The organism is Pseudomonas sp. R11-23-07 (assembly GCF_003852295.1).
In the GTDB taxonomy this organism is placed as follows: Bacteria; Pseudomonadota; Gammaproteobacteria; order Pseudomonadales; family Pseudomonadaceae; genus Aquipseudomonas.
This window is the reverse complement of record NZ_CP027761.1, coordinates 2926862-2943467: the sequence shown is the minus strand read 5'-3', so window position 1 is coordinate 2943467 and position 16606 is coordinate 2926862. Positions and strand designations below refer to the sequence as shown.

Annotated in this window: 17 protein-coding genes and 3 pseudogenes; 9 read left to right on the top strand and 11 right to left on the bottom strand. The window is 60.8% G+C overall.

All coding sequences use genetic code 11. From position 1 onward, the window contains the following. Nucleotides 1-3 precede the first annotated feature (3 nt). The 4 genes from C4J84_RS13390 to C4J84_RS13370 form a co-directional block, all read right to left on the bottom strand. Nucleotides 4-1575, bottom strand: a complete 1572-nt coding sequence (locus tag C4J84_RS13390; protein WP_124370824.1) for an aldehyde dehydrogenase (NADP(+)) — start codon at nucleotides 1573-1575, stop codon at nucleotides 4-6. A gap of 146 nt (nucleotides 1576-1721) precedes the next feature. Then, a complete protein-coding gene (locus C4J84_RS13380; RefSeq protein WP_124370822.1) occupies nucleotides 1722-2669 on the bottom strand; it encodes a dihydrodipicolinate synthase family protein in 948 nt (315 codons plus the stop codon). A gap of 37 nt (nucleotides 2670-2706) precedes the next feature. Continuing rightward, the gene (locus tag C4J84_RS13375; RefSeq protein WP_124370821.1) at nucleotides 2707-3633 is read right to left on the bottom strand and encodes a 4-hydroxyproline epimerase; all 927 of its coding nucleotides are present in this window, start codon (nucleotides 3631-3633) and stop codon (nucleotides 2707-2709) included. Nucleotides 3634-3644: 11 nt separating this feature from the next. Further along, entirely contained in the window at nucleotides 3645-5270 is a 1626-nt protein-coding gene (locus C4J84_RS13370; RefSeq protein ID WP_124370820.1) for an APC family permease, read from the bottom strand. Between the two features lie 187 nt (nucleotides 5271-5457). Between C4J84_RS13370 and C4J84_RS13365 the strand changes: the two genes are divergently transcribed. Next, entirely contained in the window at nucleotides 5458-6228 is a 771-nt protein-coding gene (locus C4J84_RS13365; protein ID WP_124372431.1) for an AraC family transcriptional regulator, read from the top strand. Between the two features lie 280 nt (nucleotides 6229-6508). Then, on the top strand, nucleotides 6509-8572 hold the full coding sequence (gene treS / locus C4J84_RS13360) for a maltose alpha-D-glucosyltransferase (protein ID WP_124370819.1): 2064 nt from the start codon (nucleotides 6509-6511) through the stop codon (nucleotides 8570-8572). 59 nt (nucleotides 8573-8631) lie between these two features. Here treS and C4J84_RS13355 read toward each other — a convergent pair whose 3' ends face one another. Then, nucleotides 8632-9060, bottom strand: coding sequence for a hypothetical protein (locus tag C4J84_RS13355; RefSeq protein ID WP_124370818.1), 429 nt, complete (start codon nucleotides 9058-9060; stop codon nucleotides 8632-8634). A 229-nt stretch (nucleotides 9061-9289) separates the two neighbouring features. On the opposite strand from C4J84_RS13355, the gene C4J84_RS13350 reads away from it, so the two are divergent. Beyond that, nucleotides 9290-9748 (top strand): Hsp20 family protein, encoded by a 459-nt coding sequence (locus C4J84_RS13350; RefSeq protein ID WP_124363001.1) that lies wholly within the window; start codon nucleotides 9290-9292, stop codon nucleotides 9746-9748. Between the two features lie 161 nt (nucleotides 9749-9909). Further along, a pseudogene (locus tag C4J84_RS13345) lies at nucleotides 9910-10425 on the top strand (POTRA domain-containing protein); the annotation flags it as partial. A gap of 77 nt (nucleotides 10426-10502) precedes the next feature. Here C4J84_RS13345 and C4J84_RS13340 read toward each other — a convergent pair. Next, the gene (locus C4J84_RS13340; protein ID WP_124370817.1) at nucleotides 10503-11444 is read right to left on the bottom strand and encodes an aromatic alcohol reductase; all 942 of its coding nucleotides are present in this window, start codon (nucleotides 11442-11444) and stop codon (nucleotides 10503-10505) included. Between the two features lie 95 nt (nucleotides 11445-11539). On the opposite strand from C4J84_RS13340, the gene C4J84_RS13335 reads away from it, so the two are divergent. Both C4J84_RS13335 and C4J84_RS13330 read left to right on the top strand, forming a co-directional pair. Next, entirely contained in the window at nucleotides 11540-11998 is a 459-nt protein-coding gene (locus tag C4J84_RS13335) for a helix-turn-helix domain-containing protein (RefSeq protein WP_124370816.1), read from the top strand. Nucleotides 11999-12078: 80 nt separating this feature from the next. Then, entirely contained in the window at nucleotides 12079-13131 is a 1053-nt protein-coding gene (locus C4J84_RS13330; RefSeq protein ID WP_124370815.1) for a D-isomer specific 2-hydroxyacid dehydrogenase family protein, read from the top strand. A 98-nt stretch (nucleotides 13132-13229) separates the two neighbouring features. Here the strand turns inward: C4J84_RS13330 and C4J84_RS13325 are convergent, their stop codons facing one another. Both C4J84_RS13325 and C4J84_RS26610 read right to left on the bottom strand, forming a co-directional pair. Beyond that, on the bottom strand, nucleotides 13230-13406 hold the full coding sequence (locus tag C4J84_RS13325) for a DUF3606 domain-containing protein (protein WP_124367159.1): 177 nt from the start codon (nucleotides 13404-13406) through the stop codon (nucleotides 13230-13232). Between the two features lie 357 nt (nucleotides 13407-13763). Beyond that, nucleotides 13764-13919 (bottom strand): annotated as a pseudogene (locus tag C4J84_RS26610) (integrase); the annotation flags it as partial. Nucleotides 13920-13962: 43 nt separating this feature from the next. Between C4J84_RS26610 and C4J84_RS13315 the strand changes: the two are divergent. Both C4J84_RS13315 and C4J84_RS13310 read left to right on the top strand, forming a co-directional pair. Then, nucleotides 13963-14238, top strand: coding sequence for a hypothetical protein (locus tag C4J84_RS13315; protein WP_124362997.1), 276 nt, complete (start codon nucleotides 13963-13965; stop codon nucleotides 14236-14238). A 13-nt stretch (nucleotides 14239-14251) separates the two neighbouring features. Further along, a complete protein-coding gene (locus C4J84_RS13310; RefSeq protein WP_256660071.1) occupies nucleotides 14252-14572 on the top strand; it encodes a hypothetical protein in 321 nt (106 codons plus the stop codon). A 9-nt stretch (nucleotides 14573-14581) separates the two neighbouring features. Here C4J84_RS13310 and C4J84_RS13305 read toward each other — a convergent pair whose 3' ends face one another. Continuing rightward, nucleotides 14582-14947 (bottom strand): hypothetical protein, encoded by a 366-nt coding sequence (locus C4J84_RS13305; RefSeq protein ID WP_124370814.1) that lies wholly within the window; start codon nucleotides 14945-14947, stop codon nucleotides 14582-14584. A gap of 106 nt (nucleotides 14948-15053) precedes the next feature. Beyond that, on the bottom strand, nucleotides 15054-15500 hold the full coding sequence (locus C4J84_RS13300; protein ID WP_124367156.1) for a lipoprotein: 447 nt from the start codon (nucleotides 15498-15500) through the stop codon (nucleotides 15054-15056). Nucleotides 15501-15617: 117 nt separating this feature from the next. Between C4J84_RS13300 and C4J84_RS13295 the strand changes: the two are divergent. Continuing rightward, nucleotides 15618-15871: pseudogene (locus C4J84_RS13295) on the top strand (hypothetical protein). A 26-nt stretch (nucleotides 15872-15897) separates the two neighbouring features. Here C4J84_RS13295 and C4J84_RS13290 read toward each other — a convergent pair. After that, nucleotides 15898-16299, bottom strand: a complete 402-nt coding sequence (locus C4J84_RS13290) for a hypothetical protein (RefSeq protein WP_124370813.1) — start codon at nucleotides 16297-16299, stop codon at nucleotides 15898-15900. Nucleotides 16300-16606 lie beyond the last annotated feature (307 nt).

Genomic DNA, 16606 nt, shown 5'->3' with positions numbered 1-16606 from the left:
CGTCTACGCCTCTCTCTGGCCGTCGAGCAAGCGGCGCAACCGCAACGGGTTGCCCTGCTGCAGCGCGGTGGGTAGCAAGGCGTCCGGGAAGTCCTGGTAGCACACTGGGCGCAGGAACCGCAGGATCGCCGCCGTACCCACCGAGGTGCTGCGCGCATCCGAGGTGGCCGGAAACGGCCCGCCATGCACCATGGCGTCGCACACTTCCACGCCTGTCGGCCAGCCGTTGACCAGCAGGCGACCGGCCTTGCGCTCCAGCACCGGCAGCAACGCCTGTGCCTGTGGCAGGTCAGGTTCATCCAGATGCAGGGTGGCGGTGAGTTGGCCTTCCAGGCGTTCAGATACCTGGCGCACCTGCTCGGCATTGCGGCATTCCACCACAAGTGAGGCCGCGCCGAAGACTTCGGCTTGCAAGTGTGGATTGCTCAGGAAGGCCTCGGCCTGGGTCACGAACAACTGGGCCTGGCCCTGGTTCGGTCCGCTCGCCGCTAAGCCCTGTGCGGCGCTTCGCGCATGCTGGGTCAGACTGGCTACGCCACGTTCGTAGGCGTGGAAGATACCGGGGGTGAGCATGGTCTGCGCCGGGCAGCGCTGGAGCGCATCGCTGGCGCTGTGGATGAAGCGCTCCAGGGCGGCGCCCTGCACGGCGATCACCAGGCCTGGGTTGGTGCAGAACTGGCCGGCGCCCTGGGTCAGTGAGGCGACAAACGCTTCGGCCAGCACCGTGCCCCGGGCTTGCAGCGCGGCTGGAAACAGGTACACCGGGTTGATCGAACTCATTTCCGCATACACCGGGATCGGCTCGGGGCGTGCCTGGGCCGCCCGGCACAACGCGATGCCGCCGCTGCGCGAACCGGTAAAGCCCACCGCCTTGATACGCGGGTCGGTCACCAGCGCGGTACCCACCTCATGCCCGGCGTCGTAGAGCAACGAAAACACCCCGTGTGGCAAGCCGCAGTGTTGCACCGCCTGGGCGATGGCGCGGCCCACCAGCTCACTGGTGCCGGGGTGGGCCGGGTGAGCCTTGACGATCACCGGGCAACCGGCAGCGAGTGCCGATGCGGTATCGCCGCCAGCCACCGAGAAAGCCAGGGGAAAGTTGCTGGCGCCAAACACCGCCACCGGGCCCAGGGGAATGTGGCGTTGGCGCAGGTCTGCGCGGGGCAAGGGCTGGCGCTCGGGTTGCGCGGGGTCCACCCGCACGTCCAGCCATTCACCCAGGCGCACGGTGCGGGCAAAGGTGCGCAACTGCCCGCAGGTGCGGCCGCGTTCGCCCAGGATTCGGGCACGGGGCAGGCCGGTTTCGGCGATGGTGCGGTCGATCAGCGCATCGCCAAGGGCTTCGATGTTGTCGGCGATGGTCTCGAGAAATGTGGCACGGGCGGCCACGGAAGTTTCGCGGTAAGCGTCAGCAGCGGACCACGCCAGCGCGCAAGCCTGTTCGACATGCTGGCTGTCGCCACCGGCATAGGCGGGCTCCAGGGGCGTGTCGGTGGCGGGGTTAACGGCCCGGATCGCTTCGCGCGTGCCGCAAAGGGATTGCTGACCGATCAGCATATTGCCCGTCAGAGTCATGGGATCATCCTGGAAAACACAAAGAGTAAGTAGGCGCGAGACATTTGTGGCGAGCAAGCTTGCTTGCGCTGGGGTGCGCAGCGCCCCCCAATAAAGGCCGGAGGCTGCTATGCAGCCAGCGGGAGCAAGCTCCCTCGCCACAAGGATCAATCGACGTTCTGCTCAGCCGACCAGTTGGCGTACCACTGGCGGAACAGCGCGTACTGCTGCTCGGCATAGCGGCGCTGCGCGTCGCTGAGCACGTCGGTTTCGTTGAAGTGCAGGGCATAACCCTGGTCACCGTTGAGGACCATCAAGTGCTTGTAATACAGCACCAGGTCGCAGCCTTCATCGAAAGACGACAGCACCGCCAGCGCCGCTTCCAGCTCCCGCGCCTGGCGACGCGCCTTGGCATCGCCCTTGGCGGCCTTTTTGCTCAATGCCACCAGTTGCAGCACTTCCCGTGGCAATGCGTTGCCGATGCCGGTGATCGCGCCGGTGGCGTTGCAATTGACGAAGCCGTGCACTACCTGGGTATCGACGCCCACCATCAGGGTCACGTCATCGTCCTGGGAGGTGATGTTTTCCGCTGCATAGCGCAGGTCGGCAGCGCCGCCGAATTCCTTGAAACCGATCAAGTTCGGGTGCTCGCGGCGCAGTTCGAAGAACAGCTCGGCGCGGGTGGCGAAACCGTAATACGGGCTGTTGTAGATCACCGCTGGCAGCTTCGGCGCCGCGTTGAGGATCGCCGCGAAGTGAGCCTTTTGTGCGGTGGCGGAGGCGCCACGGGACAGCACGCGCGGAATCACCATCAAGCCCTGCGCGCCGACCTTGGCGGCATGCGCGGCGTGGGCCACGGCCTCACGGCTGTTGACCGCGCCGGTGCCCACGATCGTTGGTACGCCGGCGGCCACCAGGCGCGCCACGCCTTCCTGGCGCTCGGCTTCGGTGAGCAGCGGCCAGTCGCCCATGGAGCCGCAATACACCACGGCGCTCATGCCGATATCGACCAGCTCGCGACCCTTGGCCACCAGGGCATCGAAGTCGGGTGTGCGCGCCGGGGTGCATGGCGTCATCAGGGCGGGCATGCAGCCGGTGAAGATGTTGTCGCTCATGGTGCTGACTCCTTGGTACTCGAGTAGGAAGAGGGGCTCAGATGCCCCAGGCAAAAGGGTCTTGCTCGTCGATCAGCAAGGTGCTGTCGGCGGTCATGTGGGCGCGGCCGGTGATGAACGGGCGTATGCGTTCGCCGTCCCATTCATAGCGGGCCTGGAACTGGCTGCCGGTGATGCTGGCCTGAACCCACGGCTCGCCGGGGCCGAGTGTGCCGTCGGCGGCCAGGCAGGCGAGCTTGGCGCTGGTGCCGGTGCCGCAAGGGGAACGGTCATAGGCCTTGCCGGGGCACATCACAAAGTTGCGGCTGTCGGCATGGGCGTCATCGGCGAACAGTTCGATGTGGTCGATCAGCGCGCCGTCTGCGCCATGGATACCCTGGGCCTCAAGGGCCTTGAGCATGGCCCAGGTGTAGTCGGTGAGGGCGTCGACGTTGCTCATCTGCAACGCCTGGCCGTGGTCGGACACCAGGAAGAACCAGTTGCCGCCCCAGGCAATATCCCCTACCACCGCGCCATGGCCGGGCACGTCCACCGCGACGTGCCGGCGATAGCGATAGGCGGGCACGTTGCGCAGGGTCACTGTGCCGTCGTCGTGCAGCGTGGCCGCCACCGGGCCAACCGGGGTGTCGAGGGTGTGTACGCCCGGCTCGATCAGCCCCAGGTAGTGCAGCGAGGCAACCAGGCCGATGGTGCCGTGGCCGCACATGCCGAGGTAGCCGGCGTTGTTGAAAAAGATCACGCCGCAGGTGGCGCCTGGGGTGACCGGCGCGCAATACAGTGCGCCCACCAACACATCGTTGCCGCGCGGTTCCAGCAGACAGGCGCGGCGCCATTGGTCGTGGTGGCTGCGCAGGTCGTCGAGTTGCTCGGCGACGGTGGCACCCGCCAGCGCCGGGAAGCCGTTCATGATCAGGCGCGTAGGTTCGCCGCCGGTGTGGGAGTCGATGACGTGCAGGCGTTTCATGCAAGGCTCCATCAGTGAGTGGCTGCAGAGAGGGGTGGGCTGTAGCGATCGTCATTGACGGCTTCGCTTTCATCGTCTTCGCTTTCCAGGCGCACCAGGTGGGCCGGTACGCCGGTGGCAGCGCCCCAGTAGTAAATGCCCAGGGCGCAGACCGCCACGACGACGGTGTCGAACGGATGGCTGATAAGGCCGATGCCGCCGAAACTGCCGAGCTTGGAGAGCAGGATAGTCACCGCATAGAAACCGATCAGCCAGGCCGACGAGCGCACCTGTTGCTTGAGGTTCAGGTGCGCGGTGGGCACCCAGCGTGCGCACAGCAGGTACACCACGAACATCAGGATCTGCAGGCCGAGCAACCACGACACCGTGCTCCAGCCCGACCAGTACACAATCAGCGCGGCGATGATGAACGACAGCGGGCCCAGTAGCGCCATGCCCTTGACCCGGAACGGCCGCGCCAACTGCGGTGCATTGCGGCGCAGCGCGGCAACGGTGACCGGGGCTACGGCGTAACTCAGGATCAGCGCGGCGGAGACCACGTTGATCAGCGCCTCCCAGGACGGGAAGGGCAGGGTCCAGAACACCGACAGGCCGAAGGTCAGCCACAGGGCCGGGCGCGGGATGCCGGATTTTTCATCGATGCGAGTGAAAATCTTGAAAAACGTGCCGGTCTGCGCCCAGCCATACACCACACGCGGGGTGGCGTTCATGTAGATATTGCCGCAGCCGCTGGGGGAGATCACCGCATCGGCCACCACCAGGTAGGCCAGCCAGCCTACGCCGAGTGCCAGGGCGATATCGCGGTAGGGCAGCGCCAATTCCTTGCTGATCCCGGCCCAGCCGTTGGCAAGCATCTCGGTGGGCACGCCACCCAGGAACGCGGTTTGCAGCAGCACGTAGATCGCCGTCGACAGCAGTACCGAAAGGATCAATGCAATCGGAATCGTACGTTGCGGGTTCTTCACTTCACTGGCCACCGAAATGATCGGCGTCAGCCCCAGGTAGGCGAAGATCACCCCGCCGGCCGACACCGCCATCTCGATGCCCGACAGCCCGAACGGCGCAAAGCCCTGCACCTGGAAATTCGCCGGCTTGAAAAACGTGAACAACACGCCGATCACCAGCAGCGGCACGATGAACTTGAACACGCTCACCAGGTTATTGGCGATGGCGAAGGTCTTCACGCTGCGGTAGTTGAGGAGGAAGAACAGGCACAGTAAGGCGAATTGCACCAGCCAGCCCAGGGTGGTGGGGTCGCTGGAGCCGGCCTTGGTCAGCTCGGGAAACCACGCCCCAGCGTATTGGCGCGAGGCGACCACCTCGATCGCCACCAGGCTGGAAAACGCGATCAGCGTGATAAACCCCATCAGGTAACCCAACAGCGGGCCATGGGAATACACCGGGTAACGCACCACGCCACCGGCACGGGGCAGGGCGGCGCCGAGTTCGCAGTACACAATGCCCAGCAGCAGCACGGCGAAGCCACCGATAAGCCAGGAGATAATCCCGGCGGGACCGGCGATTGCAGACACATGACTGGCGGCGAATAACCAACCCGAACCGAAGATGGCACCCAACCCGATAAAGGTGAGGTCCATCAATGACAGCTGTTTCTTGAACTTGCCTTGGCCTGACATAGCGGCGCCTTCTTGTGAGTTATTGGATAGGCATGCAGGGGCCCTATCGTGAGCCCGATAAACCCACGGCGATTGATGTTTTTTGTGGGGATGGATGACGAATTCAGCACAATCGCCGGCGCTCGACAGCGTCCCGGGCATGGGGCACTCTGCTCGGCGTCGGGGTCAGAAACGGGCGATGAATGTCATGGTGCAGAACATGCTTGCGAGTCTCTTGCAGGGCAGCCGCCCCCACAGCATCGAGCAACTGCTGACGGGCGCCGCGCAGCTGTTGCCGTTACTGGACGTGATCCCCAACGCGGCGATTTTCATCAAGGACATCGACGCCCGCTACGTACTCGCCAACCGCACCCTGGTGCAGCGCTGCGGCCTGCGGCACCTGCAACCGCTGCTGGGCAAGACCAGCGCCGAAGTGTTCCCCGCGCAACTGGGGCCGGGCTATACCGAGCAGGACCGACGGGTGCTGCAACAGGGTTTCGTCCTGCAAGATCAGCTTGAGCTGCACCTGTACGGCAGCCGCGAACCCGGCTGGTGCCTCACGCACAAATGGCCGCTGTACAGCGATAGCGGCACGATCATCGGCCTGGCCGGCATCTCGGTCGACCTGCAATCGGCCAGCGAAACCCACCCGGCCTACCAGCGCCTGGCGGCAGTGGACGCGCATATCCGCGCGCACTTCAACCGCCGTGTCACCCTCGGCGAGCTGACGCGCATTGCGGGCATCTCCGTGGCGCAGCTGGAGCGCTACTGCAAGCGCGTGTTCCACCTCACGCCCCGGCAGATGATCCAGAAGGTGCGGCTCGAACATGCCCACCGATTGCTGCATACCGCGCTGCCGATCACCGACGTGGCGTTGCAGTGCGGGTACACCGACCACAGCGCGTTTACCCGGCAGTTCAAGGCCTCGACGGGGTTCACGCCGAGGCAGTACCGACAGGCGACGCAAGACTTGATTTAGCTGCTATCCACTGTGGGAGGGGGCAAGCCCTAATGACGATCGTTCCCACGCTCCCGCGTGGGAATGCAGCCCGTGACGCTCTGCGTCACCTATGCGCAGTCGCTCCCAGGTGCAGCGGTCGGCGGGACGCGGAGCGTCCCAGGAGGCATTCCCACGCAGAGCGTGGGGACGATCAGCAAGCCTCCTCCCACAGTTGAATCTGCATCTCAATGCAACGAATCGACCCGCGCGTCGCTCCTATGCGTACGAGTAACCTTTCACGACCACAGGTATCAAGCTTATGACGGCGGCGGACAACGATCATGTGAATTGGCTGGTGCAAGGCTCCATGCTGCACGCGGCGCGCCAGCGGGCCAAACTCTATTCGGGGCAGGGGCGGATGTGGCAGCAGCCCTTTGCGCAAACCCGGCCGCGTGACGCGTCGGCCCTGTCATCGGTGTGGTTCACGGCGTATCCGGCATCGATCGTGACCCGCGAAGACGGCACGGTGCTGGAAGCGCTGGGCGACGAAACCCTGTGGCATGTGCTGTCGAAGATCGGCATCCAGGGCATTCACAACGGGCCGTTGAAGAAATCCGGCGGCTTGTCCGGTACCGAACATACGCCGACCATCGACGGCAATTTCGACCGCATCAGCTTCGAAATCGACCCGCAGCTGGGCACCGAGGCGCAGTTGCAGGCGCTGACACGCATGGCCGCCGCGCACAACGCGGTGATCATCGACGACGTGATCCCTTCGCATACCGGCAAAGGCGCGGATTTTCGCCTGGCGGAAATGGCTTATGAAGACTACCCCGGCCTGTATCACATGGTCGAAATCCGCGAAGAAGACTGGCCGTTGCTGCCGGATGTCGTCGAGGGCCGCGACGCGCAGAACCTGAGCCCACCGCAGGTGGATGCGCTGCGCGACAAGCACTACATCGTCGGCCAATTGCAGCGGGTGATTTTCTTCGAGCCCGGCGTCAAGGAAACCGACTGGAGCGCCACGCCGGTGGTGGTGGGCGTCGACGGCAAGCCGCGCCGCTGGGTGTACCTGCATTACTTCAAGGAAGGGCAGCCGTCGCTGAACTGGCTCGATCCCTCCTTCGCCGCCCAGCAGATGATCATCGGCGACGCGCTGCACGCTATCGACGTGATGGGCGCGAAAATCCTGCGCCTGGACGCCAACGGCTTCCTCGGCGTGGAGCGCAAGCTCGACGGCAGCGCCTGGTCGGAAAGCCATCCGCTGTCGATCACCGGCAACCAGTTACTCGGCGGGGCGATCCGCAAGGCCGGCGGTTTCAGTTTCCAGGAGCTCAACCTCACCGTGGACGACATCGCGTCCATGTCCCATGGCGGCGCCGACCTGTCCTATGACTTCATCACCCGGCCGGCCTACCAGCACGCGTTGCTGATGGGCGACACTGAATTCCTGCGCCTGATGCTGCGCCAGATGCACAGCCTCGGCATCGACCCTGGCTCGCTGATCCACGCGCTGCAAAACCACGATGAACTGACCCTGGAGCTGGTGCACTTCTGGACGTTGCATGCCCATGACAGCTTTATGTTCCAGGGCCAGACCTTCCCCGGCAACATCCTGCGCGAGCATATCCGCGAGCAGATGTACGAACGCCTGACCGGTGAACACGCGCCGTATAACCTCAAATTCGTCACCAACGGCGTGTCCTGCACCACCGCCAGCATCATTACCGCCGCTCTCGGCATTCGTGACCTGGAGGCCATCACCGCAGCCGATATTCAGCAGATTCGCCAGATCCATTTGCTGCTGGTGATGTACAACGCCATGCAGCCTGGGGTGTTTGCGCTATCGGGTTGGGACCTGGTGGGCGCGCTGCCGTTGGCCGCCGAAGAAGTCGCGCACCTGATGGCCGATGGTGACACGCGCTGGATTCATCGTGGCGCCTACGACCTGGTCGACCTCAACCCCGACGCCGAGCTGTCGGCCGGGCAGATGCCGCGTTCCAGAAGCCTGTATGGCAGCTTGAACAGCCAGTTGCAGGACCCGGACTCATTCGCCTCGCAACTGCAGAAAATCCTCGGCGTGCGCCGCGCCTACGACATCGCCGCCAGCCGCCAGATCCTGATCCCGGATGTGGAGCACCCAGGCCTGCTGATCATGGTTCACGAATTGCCGGCGGGTAAGGGCACGCAGATCACTGCGCTGAACTTCGGCGCCACGCCGATCACCGAATCCCTGCACCTGCCCAACATCGCACCGGGGCCGGTGGTGGACATCATCAATGAGCGGGTGGAAGGGGACCTGACGGAAGAGGGGACGTTCACGATTACGCTGGATGCGTATGAAGGGCTGGCGTTGCGCGTGGTGAGCAGTACGCCGATGTAAGGCTGACAGGCCGGGCTGAACGGCGCTTAACGTCGTTCAGCCCGGGCAGCGTCAGATGATCAACGGTGCTTGTTCTTGTGTTTATGCTTGTTGCCGTTGTGCTTGCGGCCGTCGGAGCGATGGCTGCTCTCGTCATCCGCCAGGTTGTTGCCCACCGCGCCACCGGCGGCGCCACCCAGGCCTGCGCCGATGGTCGAACCGGTACTGCCGCCCAGGTGGTTACCGATAACCGAACCCCCTGCAGCCCCGACCCCGCCGCCAAGCGCTGCTTCCGTGCGATTGCCTTTCTGCGCGCCTACCGCACCGCCGGCTGCGCCACCTACACCGGCGCCGATGGCCGCGCCGGTCGAACCACCGAGCTGCTGGCCCACCACATTGCCCAGCACTCCGCCGACACCACCGCCCAGGGCGGCAGTGCCATCCCCGGCGGCCATGGCGCCTTGGGAAATCAGGATGCCCAATGCGAGGGCAGGGAGAGTCATTTTCATTTTTTTATACCTCAAGGGCTGTCTCAGGCGCTCACGGGTTAAAGCACGCCTGGGCTTAAGATTAGAGCACAAGCGGTGACGTCGCAGTTCTCGCGATAGAGGTATCCACCAGATAAAAATTTTTTTCAGCCCCCTTGAATTCTTTCTGCGCGTCCATAAATTTTTGATCACGCGATGCCGAAGACGGGTCGCGTACTAAATCACTTGGAGAAACTCAGGAGATTTTAAAATGGCTACTACCCTTTCGTTGGCCCCACTGTTCCGTCAATCGGTGGGCTTTGACCGCTTCAATGACCTGTTCGAGTCGGCGCTGCGCAGCGAGGCTCCGAATTCCTATCCACCTCATAACGTGGAAAAGCACGGTGATGACGCCTACCGGATTGTCATCGCAGTGGCTGGCCTGACCGAGGAGGATCTGGATATCCAGGTCGAACGAGGCGTTCTGACGGTTTCCGGCGGAAAACGCGAAACCGACGAGAAGGTCGCTTACCTGCACCAGGGCATCGCCCAACGTGCGTTCCGGCTGTCGTTCCGCCTGGCGGACCACATCGAAGTGCGTGGCGCATCCCTGAACAACGGCTTGCTGAGCATCGACCTGCTGCGCGAGGTGCCTGAAGAGGCCAAACCCAAACGCATCACGATTGGTAGCGAGGCAAAGCCTGAGTTGCGTCAGGTGAGTTTGCAGTAACGCAATCGGCGGTAAGAAGGCCCTCTACGGAGCGCCTTTTTTGTTTGAATCGCGCAGGGCTGCCCAGCGAAACAAATTTCTACATTTAATTGACGCCATCAAAATGCCACTTTAAGATCCGCGCCCGTTGGTGGCATTGAGCCACATAGAAGGATCTAGACATGTGGCGTTTGATACGTCTGGGCGGCCTGTCCGTTATCGTTTGCTTGAGCACCACCGGGTGGGTGCAAGCCGCCACGGCGCAGAACACGCCGGGCATCACCGACCTGATTCGCGACCGCCAAGACCGTTTGCTCGAACAGCAGCAACGGCGCATCGACGAACTCAAAGACCTGCCGGGCAAGTCCGTTGCGACAGCAGCACCGGCCACCCCCGTCGACACCCGCTGCTTCCCGATCAGAACCCTCGAACTGGGCGGCGCCGATGCGCTGACCGAGGCTGAGCGCACGCGTCTGATCAAACCCTACATCGGCCAATGCCTCGGTGTGCCGCAGCTCAACGAAGTGTTGAAGGTCATCACCGACCGGTACCTCGCCAAAGGCCTGGTCACCAGTCGCGCCTACCTGCTGCAGCAGGACCTTTCCCAGGGCACTCTCAGGATTCAGGTTGTCGAAGGCGAGCTTGAGAGCCTGAAGGGCGCCGAGGGCAGCGGCATCACCGAGCGTCAACCTGCGGTAGGCCACAGGTAGCACCCAGTTTGTACAGAAACGGGTGGACCATTGGTGATTGTGGGAGTGTTTTTAGCTTCTCACACTCACTTTCCAGCGAGGCTTTTCCGAGCCCACTGTTCCGCAGTGGTAACCTGAATCGACTGCTGCTCATTGAACGTGCCAGCTTTAGGCCACGCCACCCCTCTGCCTTGTGCGAACACTGCGCGGTATTTTTTGATGTGGTGAGTGGGGTCTTTCTCCAGTTCCTGGATTAGATACGGAACAGTCCACACGTTGCGTGTGAAAGGACGTCCCAGCACACGCTCAAGGATGCTTGCAACCTGCCCATAGGTCACGGTGTCGCCAGCTAGGTAGACGATTTGATTGCGCAAGCGTGGTTGGAAGAAAACAATCTCTGCGGTCAGTATGCCGATGTCATCGGGCGTAGTGAGCGTCACGCTGTTTTCGAGGCTGCCCAGGGCGTTTACGGTGTCGTTTTCGAAGTCGACTACCTCAAAGACAGGCTCGAAGAGGAAGCTGGTGAACATACCCGTCGAGATGATGCCCCATTCAGTTTTGTCTTGGGCGCGAAGCAGCTCGCGTACGTCCAGCTGAGCGTCGAACAGGTCTTGAGGGCTGCCTCGGCCAATCACCTCGAAATCGACGCCAAACTGCCAGGGGAAGTAGCGCTTCACGCCGGACTTGAGTGCTGCGCTAGCCAATTTCATCGGCGTTTCTCGGCCCGCGACCATGCCTGCGCAGCCTATCAGCGTGTCGAAGCGTGCGAACACTTCAGCAAGCTGCTCGATTGAATCCTTCACCAGGTCCGCAGCGACCATTTGGACGCCCAGGCGACGAAGCTCATCGATTTCCCGCTTTTTCTCCGGCGCCTGAGTGTGGATGGTCGACTCCCTCAGCAGGACGCTGACGGTGGAACCAGGCGCGCGCGATGCCATCCGCGCGAGGTTGCGCAACACTGGAAGGCCAAGTTCACCGGCGCCTAGAACGAGAATAGATTGGGGGGCTAGCGGGGTCACTTCGGTCATGATGTCTCCTGAGACTGTTGCCTGTACGATGAGCAAATGCTTGCACGATTCGGCAGCGCTTATAAGAAGGCACACGTGTGATACCAGGGAAAGAAATGACCGATCAGGAGGCGCTGAGGCAGGCCGAGGCTATCTGCCGGACGCTTCGAGAAGAGGATGATGGCGTCAGGCGGGAAGTCCTCGCTCACGCGGGCAGCCGCTGGTCATTGGGCATCCTGCATGCCTTGGGTGTATACGGTAAGTTGCGCCACGCTGAGATAAAAAGGCAGATGGTCGGCGTGACTCAGCGGATGTTGACGAAGACGCTACGTTCCCTTGAGCGCGATGGTCTGTTGCTTCGACGGGAATACGCTGAAATTCCGCCCCGCGTCGAGTACGAGTTGACGCCGTTGGGCATGGGGCTGTTGGTCCGGATGTCGCCTATTTGGACCTGGGTAGTCGAAAACGTCGACGACTTCCGCGAGGCGCGGCGCACTTACGACAGTCAGGACGGTAAAAAACCTTCATGGCAAATCCCCACGCCGATTCCGGCCGATTCAAACATGCCTGAGTAATTGAATGAGTAGTTTGGAGATGTTCAGGTTGACATTCGATTTGACCGAAGAGGGCACGCTCCTCCGAGAGGATCAACTGTATGGCATTTACCACCCTGATACTGGATGCCCCCGGCCCGCCGCTACTGTTTGAGGAAGTCGATCGCTTTCTTGAGCTGGGCCTGGCCGTCACCCTCAACCTGCACTATTTCGCGGACAAAGACCGCATCCGGCAGCACTACAACACGCGCATTCAATACGCCGAGATCAACTGCCATGACGAGCCTGCGTTTATTGCTGCCGTGAGTCGGGCCGGGGGTTACGACGTGTTCAAGACGCGCCTGAACATCCCTTTCGGCGCCAGTCTGATCCGCGCCGCCACCTCGCCTGAGCTGGCCACACCACTGCGCGCCATCGCCCAGGCCGGTACGGGAGTCAATCACATTGATCGGCTTGAGTGCGAGCAGTGCGGCGTGGCGATACTCAACACGCCGGGCTCCAACGCGGCCGCCGTTGCCGAATACGTCGTGGCCCAGACGCTGTTTCTGTCTCGCGAGCTGGATTACTACAACGGCGAAACGCACAACGCTCACTGGGCAAAAGGCACCTTGGCACCCACCCCCGAATACGCCGAACTTACGCTTGGGCTGGTGGGCACCGGCAGCATTGCCCGGCAGGTGGCGCGCAAGGCTGCGGCGCTGGGGATCAAGGTGATCGCCACCGGGTCCGAGCGTTTTACCGAAGCGGTGGCGCGCAGTCTTGAGCTTGATCGACGGGCAGGCCTTGCGCAGTTACTGGCCGAGGCGGACATCGTCTCGATCCACGTACCGCTCACCACGTTGACCCGAGGCTTGTTCGGCACTGCCGAGTTCCGGCAGATGCGCCAAGGTTCAATCCTCATCAATACCGCTCGCGGCGGAATCGTCGACGAACATCAGTTGGCGGCCTTCATGAGTCAGTTTCCCAGGCATATCAAGGCGGTCGCCATCGATACCTTTGCCCTGGAAAAAGACCGGTTCGACTCGCCCTTGATCGGTATTCCCAACGCGCAACTGACGCCGCATATCGCCGGCAATACCACCACGGCAATCAGAATGGCATCACGCCAGATCGTCGAGGAGATCCACGCATTCAGTGCTGCAAACACGGGTTAACCGACAGGCCACAAGGAAGGCCACATCATGCAAAGGCCAACGACTGGAGCCGCAACAGGTGCGGCTTCAGTTGATGCTGCAGATGGGCGTCACCACTCTCACTTGCCGAGCTTTTTACGCACGTCCTCAACCATTGGACCAACAGCTTTCACTGCCTCCTTGAGCTGTTGCTCGGTCACACCAAATTCTTTCGTCCAATGTTTCAACTCCCAAGCTTCGGAGGTGTTCACTCGAGCACGGTCTTGCGGGCCACGGTTTTTCAGATCGTCAGACATGTTCAGCTCCATGCGGTTGGCCTGGAAATGTCCAGGCGTCGCCTGATAGAGCCTTGGGATGCGTGCGTAGTTCGGTTGATTTTTGGTAGGAGTCAATTGATCGGCAGAACGCCGGAGAAGGGTAATTGCGCAGCAGAAAAGATAAGGGCCTGCCCAGGTTTCCCCGGCAAGCCCTTGATATCTATGGTGCCCGAACCCGGAATTGAACCGGGACGCCCTTACGAGCGGGGTTTTTAAGTCCGCAATGTAATCGTTTAAAACAATGACATAGCGTCAATTCTGCACCGCTATGCGTTCTCTTAATACCCCTTGCAGTTCTTTGTTTTCAAGGGGGAGAAAATGATTGCGGTGCAGAACTCACCTCGTCGGCGTGACCTTTTTGCCGATCCTTTTGCGAATGTAGTTCTCGGCCATGACCACGGTGGTGTGCCCGAGCTGATCACGAGCTTGCAAAATGTCACCGCTCGACTCTGCCTTGTCGGTACCTGCCTTAGCGCGCGAGTCGCGCATCTGATTTACTATTGGTCCGCCAACAATCAATGGAAGGAACCAGCCTATGAATTTCAACGAGTCGCTAAGAAGTGCCGCCCACAGTGGTGCTTTGTTAACTCAACGCTCCATCGCTTTCGCGCGATCTGAAATGAAGGCGTTTTTAGGGTGTGCTCTAGGCTGTTATCTTGGCTTCATCGTATTATTTCTCCTGAAAGCTGATCCGGAGACGGCGACCTTCGGTGATTTTCTCAATGTGATTCATTCCTCTTCGAAAATTGCTGCCTCCTTCTTAGCGGCGGCTCTTGCGGTTGCTCTAAGATGTCTATTTCCAAGGAAATGACGAAGGCTTCAGGATGGCTGTCGTCTACAGCCATAAATTCCGCCCCTCAGATGCAGACGTAGGCGAACCAGAGGGTGGCGATCTTGGGAAGCTGATCTACACCACGATCGCCATCACCGGTTTCGTTGTGTCGGTGAGTAGCCAGAATATCTTCTTCGGCCCGACCACCGCCGGTCCGACGCTACACGTATCCCTGGCTTTGGCCGGTGCCCGGCACATCTTCATGGTCACGTACTGGCAGCGGGTGAAGGTCTGGCTATGTCGGACGCTGAGCTGCGAGCACTGCCTGCATTGTGACAAGGCGCATGATGGTGTCGAGCGGCGGACCAAATAATACAAGCGCCTACCATGCCCCTGGAAACCACTGGCGGGCGAGGCTTACCGTCACGCGCAGTGCATGCTGACTTTGATCGCACTCCAACTGCTGATCTTCGGGCGTCGCTGGTTTGCGCCACCTAAGATCTGCCGCTAAGCCTTTGACGAAAGTTCGCTCAAATTCGGGGTTAGCTTCTTTGGTAAGGCGCATCGCTTTCGCATAGTCCGCTTCAAGGCCATCAGGCAGCGATTCACAAGCCAGCTTGGCCTGTTTATACCTAACGGCGTACATGTAGCCGTCAGTAGGGGCTTCGTCGTAGCTGTAGCGGGATGGCTCCGATGCCAGTGCGGGGCCAGCGAGAAGTAACGCGATGAGATACAAGCGTCCGTGCATGGTGTTGAAGTCTCATAAAATCAAATTCAGCGGAGTAGACCCGGCTCATCCGCGCCACGTTTTCGAATGCGCTAAATCGTGGCGCGAGATTGGGTGTCATGCTCGGCTATGGAAATGTGATATCAGCCCTGATCAAAGGAAGATTGCTTGCATCGTAGGAGCAATGATAAGAGCGCCCTTCATCGGTGTCTTTTTTCGGGATTTCTTCGCACTTGAATGAAGCAGTGACGCCGTATTTTGTAGCTCTGAACCCTTTGACCGCTTCCTCAGGGGTAAGCACCGTAACGAGCTCACGATTGAAGCTCAGGGTGATATCTGGGCCGCCGAAGACTTCATATTTCTGCGATCGGATACATAGGCTGGCTCCAATCAATTTGCCATTCAGAGTATTTGTGCCACTCGTACACGCTTTCGGTGAAATGAAGTTGCCAACGCTCATTTTGGTAGTCGGTACTTCAGTTTTAGGCTCCGGCGGGGTGTATGGCCCACTCTGACAGGCTGCAATAAGAGTCGTCGCAGATATTAGCGCTGCAGCGGTGAGCATTGACTTCATTAGGTCAGTATCCTTTGACTGGTGTAGTGCCAGGCAGTCTGGTCACGTTTTTACGGATCGGAATGTTAGATCATGCTGGCGCGCAGCTTGTAGATCAACAAATTCATGGTGGCCTGAATGACCGTCAAATTGCTGGAGTTCAAGCGGGAAGACTGTCGCGACGCTGCCAAGACCCGGCGCAAGATCGCCGACGACCTCGATGCGGGTGAGCATCCCGAATGCACCGTGGGTGCGCTGACCATGATCGGCGCCAAGGGAGAGGTGACGGTGTTCGGCCCCGGCCCAAGTCCGACGATCTGCAGTGTCTCAGCGTGATGCGCCTGGGCGAGCAGAAGCTGAATGATGTGCTGCTGGAAAATTCAGAAGGGTAAAATGCTGACCCAACTCGTCGCCCGCCTCAAGCCTTCGCTCTTTTCAATGTAAGGGCGAGCATGGAGCTCGAGACTATTCCCGGCATAAGAAATATGTATGTGAGTTCGGGCAGATCGCGCGTCCAGTACGCGAGGACCATACCCCAAATCATCGCAATCACCGCTCCCGATGCCCGCAAGTGTGAGTTGCTTACAACGGGTGCCGCTGCCATTGAAAGTGCATAGATCTTCCATGCCGACCATATCGCGAATGCCGAGACGATTGCTGCGCCTATAAGTGCTAGCGCCCCAAGCGGAGGACTTTTGGCGACAAAAATGAGCGGAATAAAGAACGCCACTACGCCGACCGCGAAGAGGATGGTGATTGGTACAAGCCCGACAACCGCCGCAATTGTCAGTCCGATACGCAGCTTTATCAGGTTATCCATTTCCTACACCTTGAACTCTGTAGCGTTATCGGGCGACTTATAACCGGCAAGTCGCGACTATTACAAGCTCAAGGTGCCCCATGGATAGGCCATTCCCTCCGCCCTCAATACTTGAGCTGTCTGACCAAGCCGACTTCTGCATCCGCCTGACACCAGCCTCTGAGGTGCTCGGCATCAGTGTTCCTCCGTGGAGTGAACAAAGTAGCAGGCAAATTATGAATAGGGAGATAGGTCGGCGGGACGCCGAAGGAAGGGAATTGCGGAGCGGACTCTAAAGTTGCGCAGCAGAAAAGATAAGGGCCTGCCC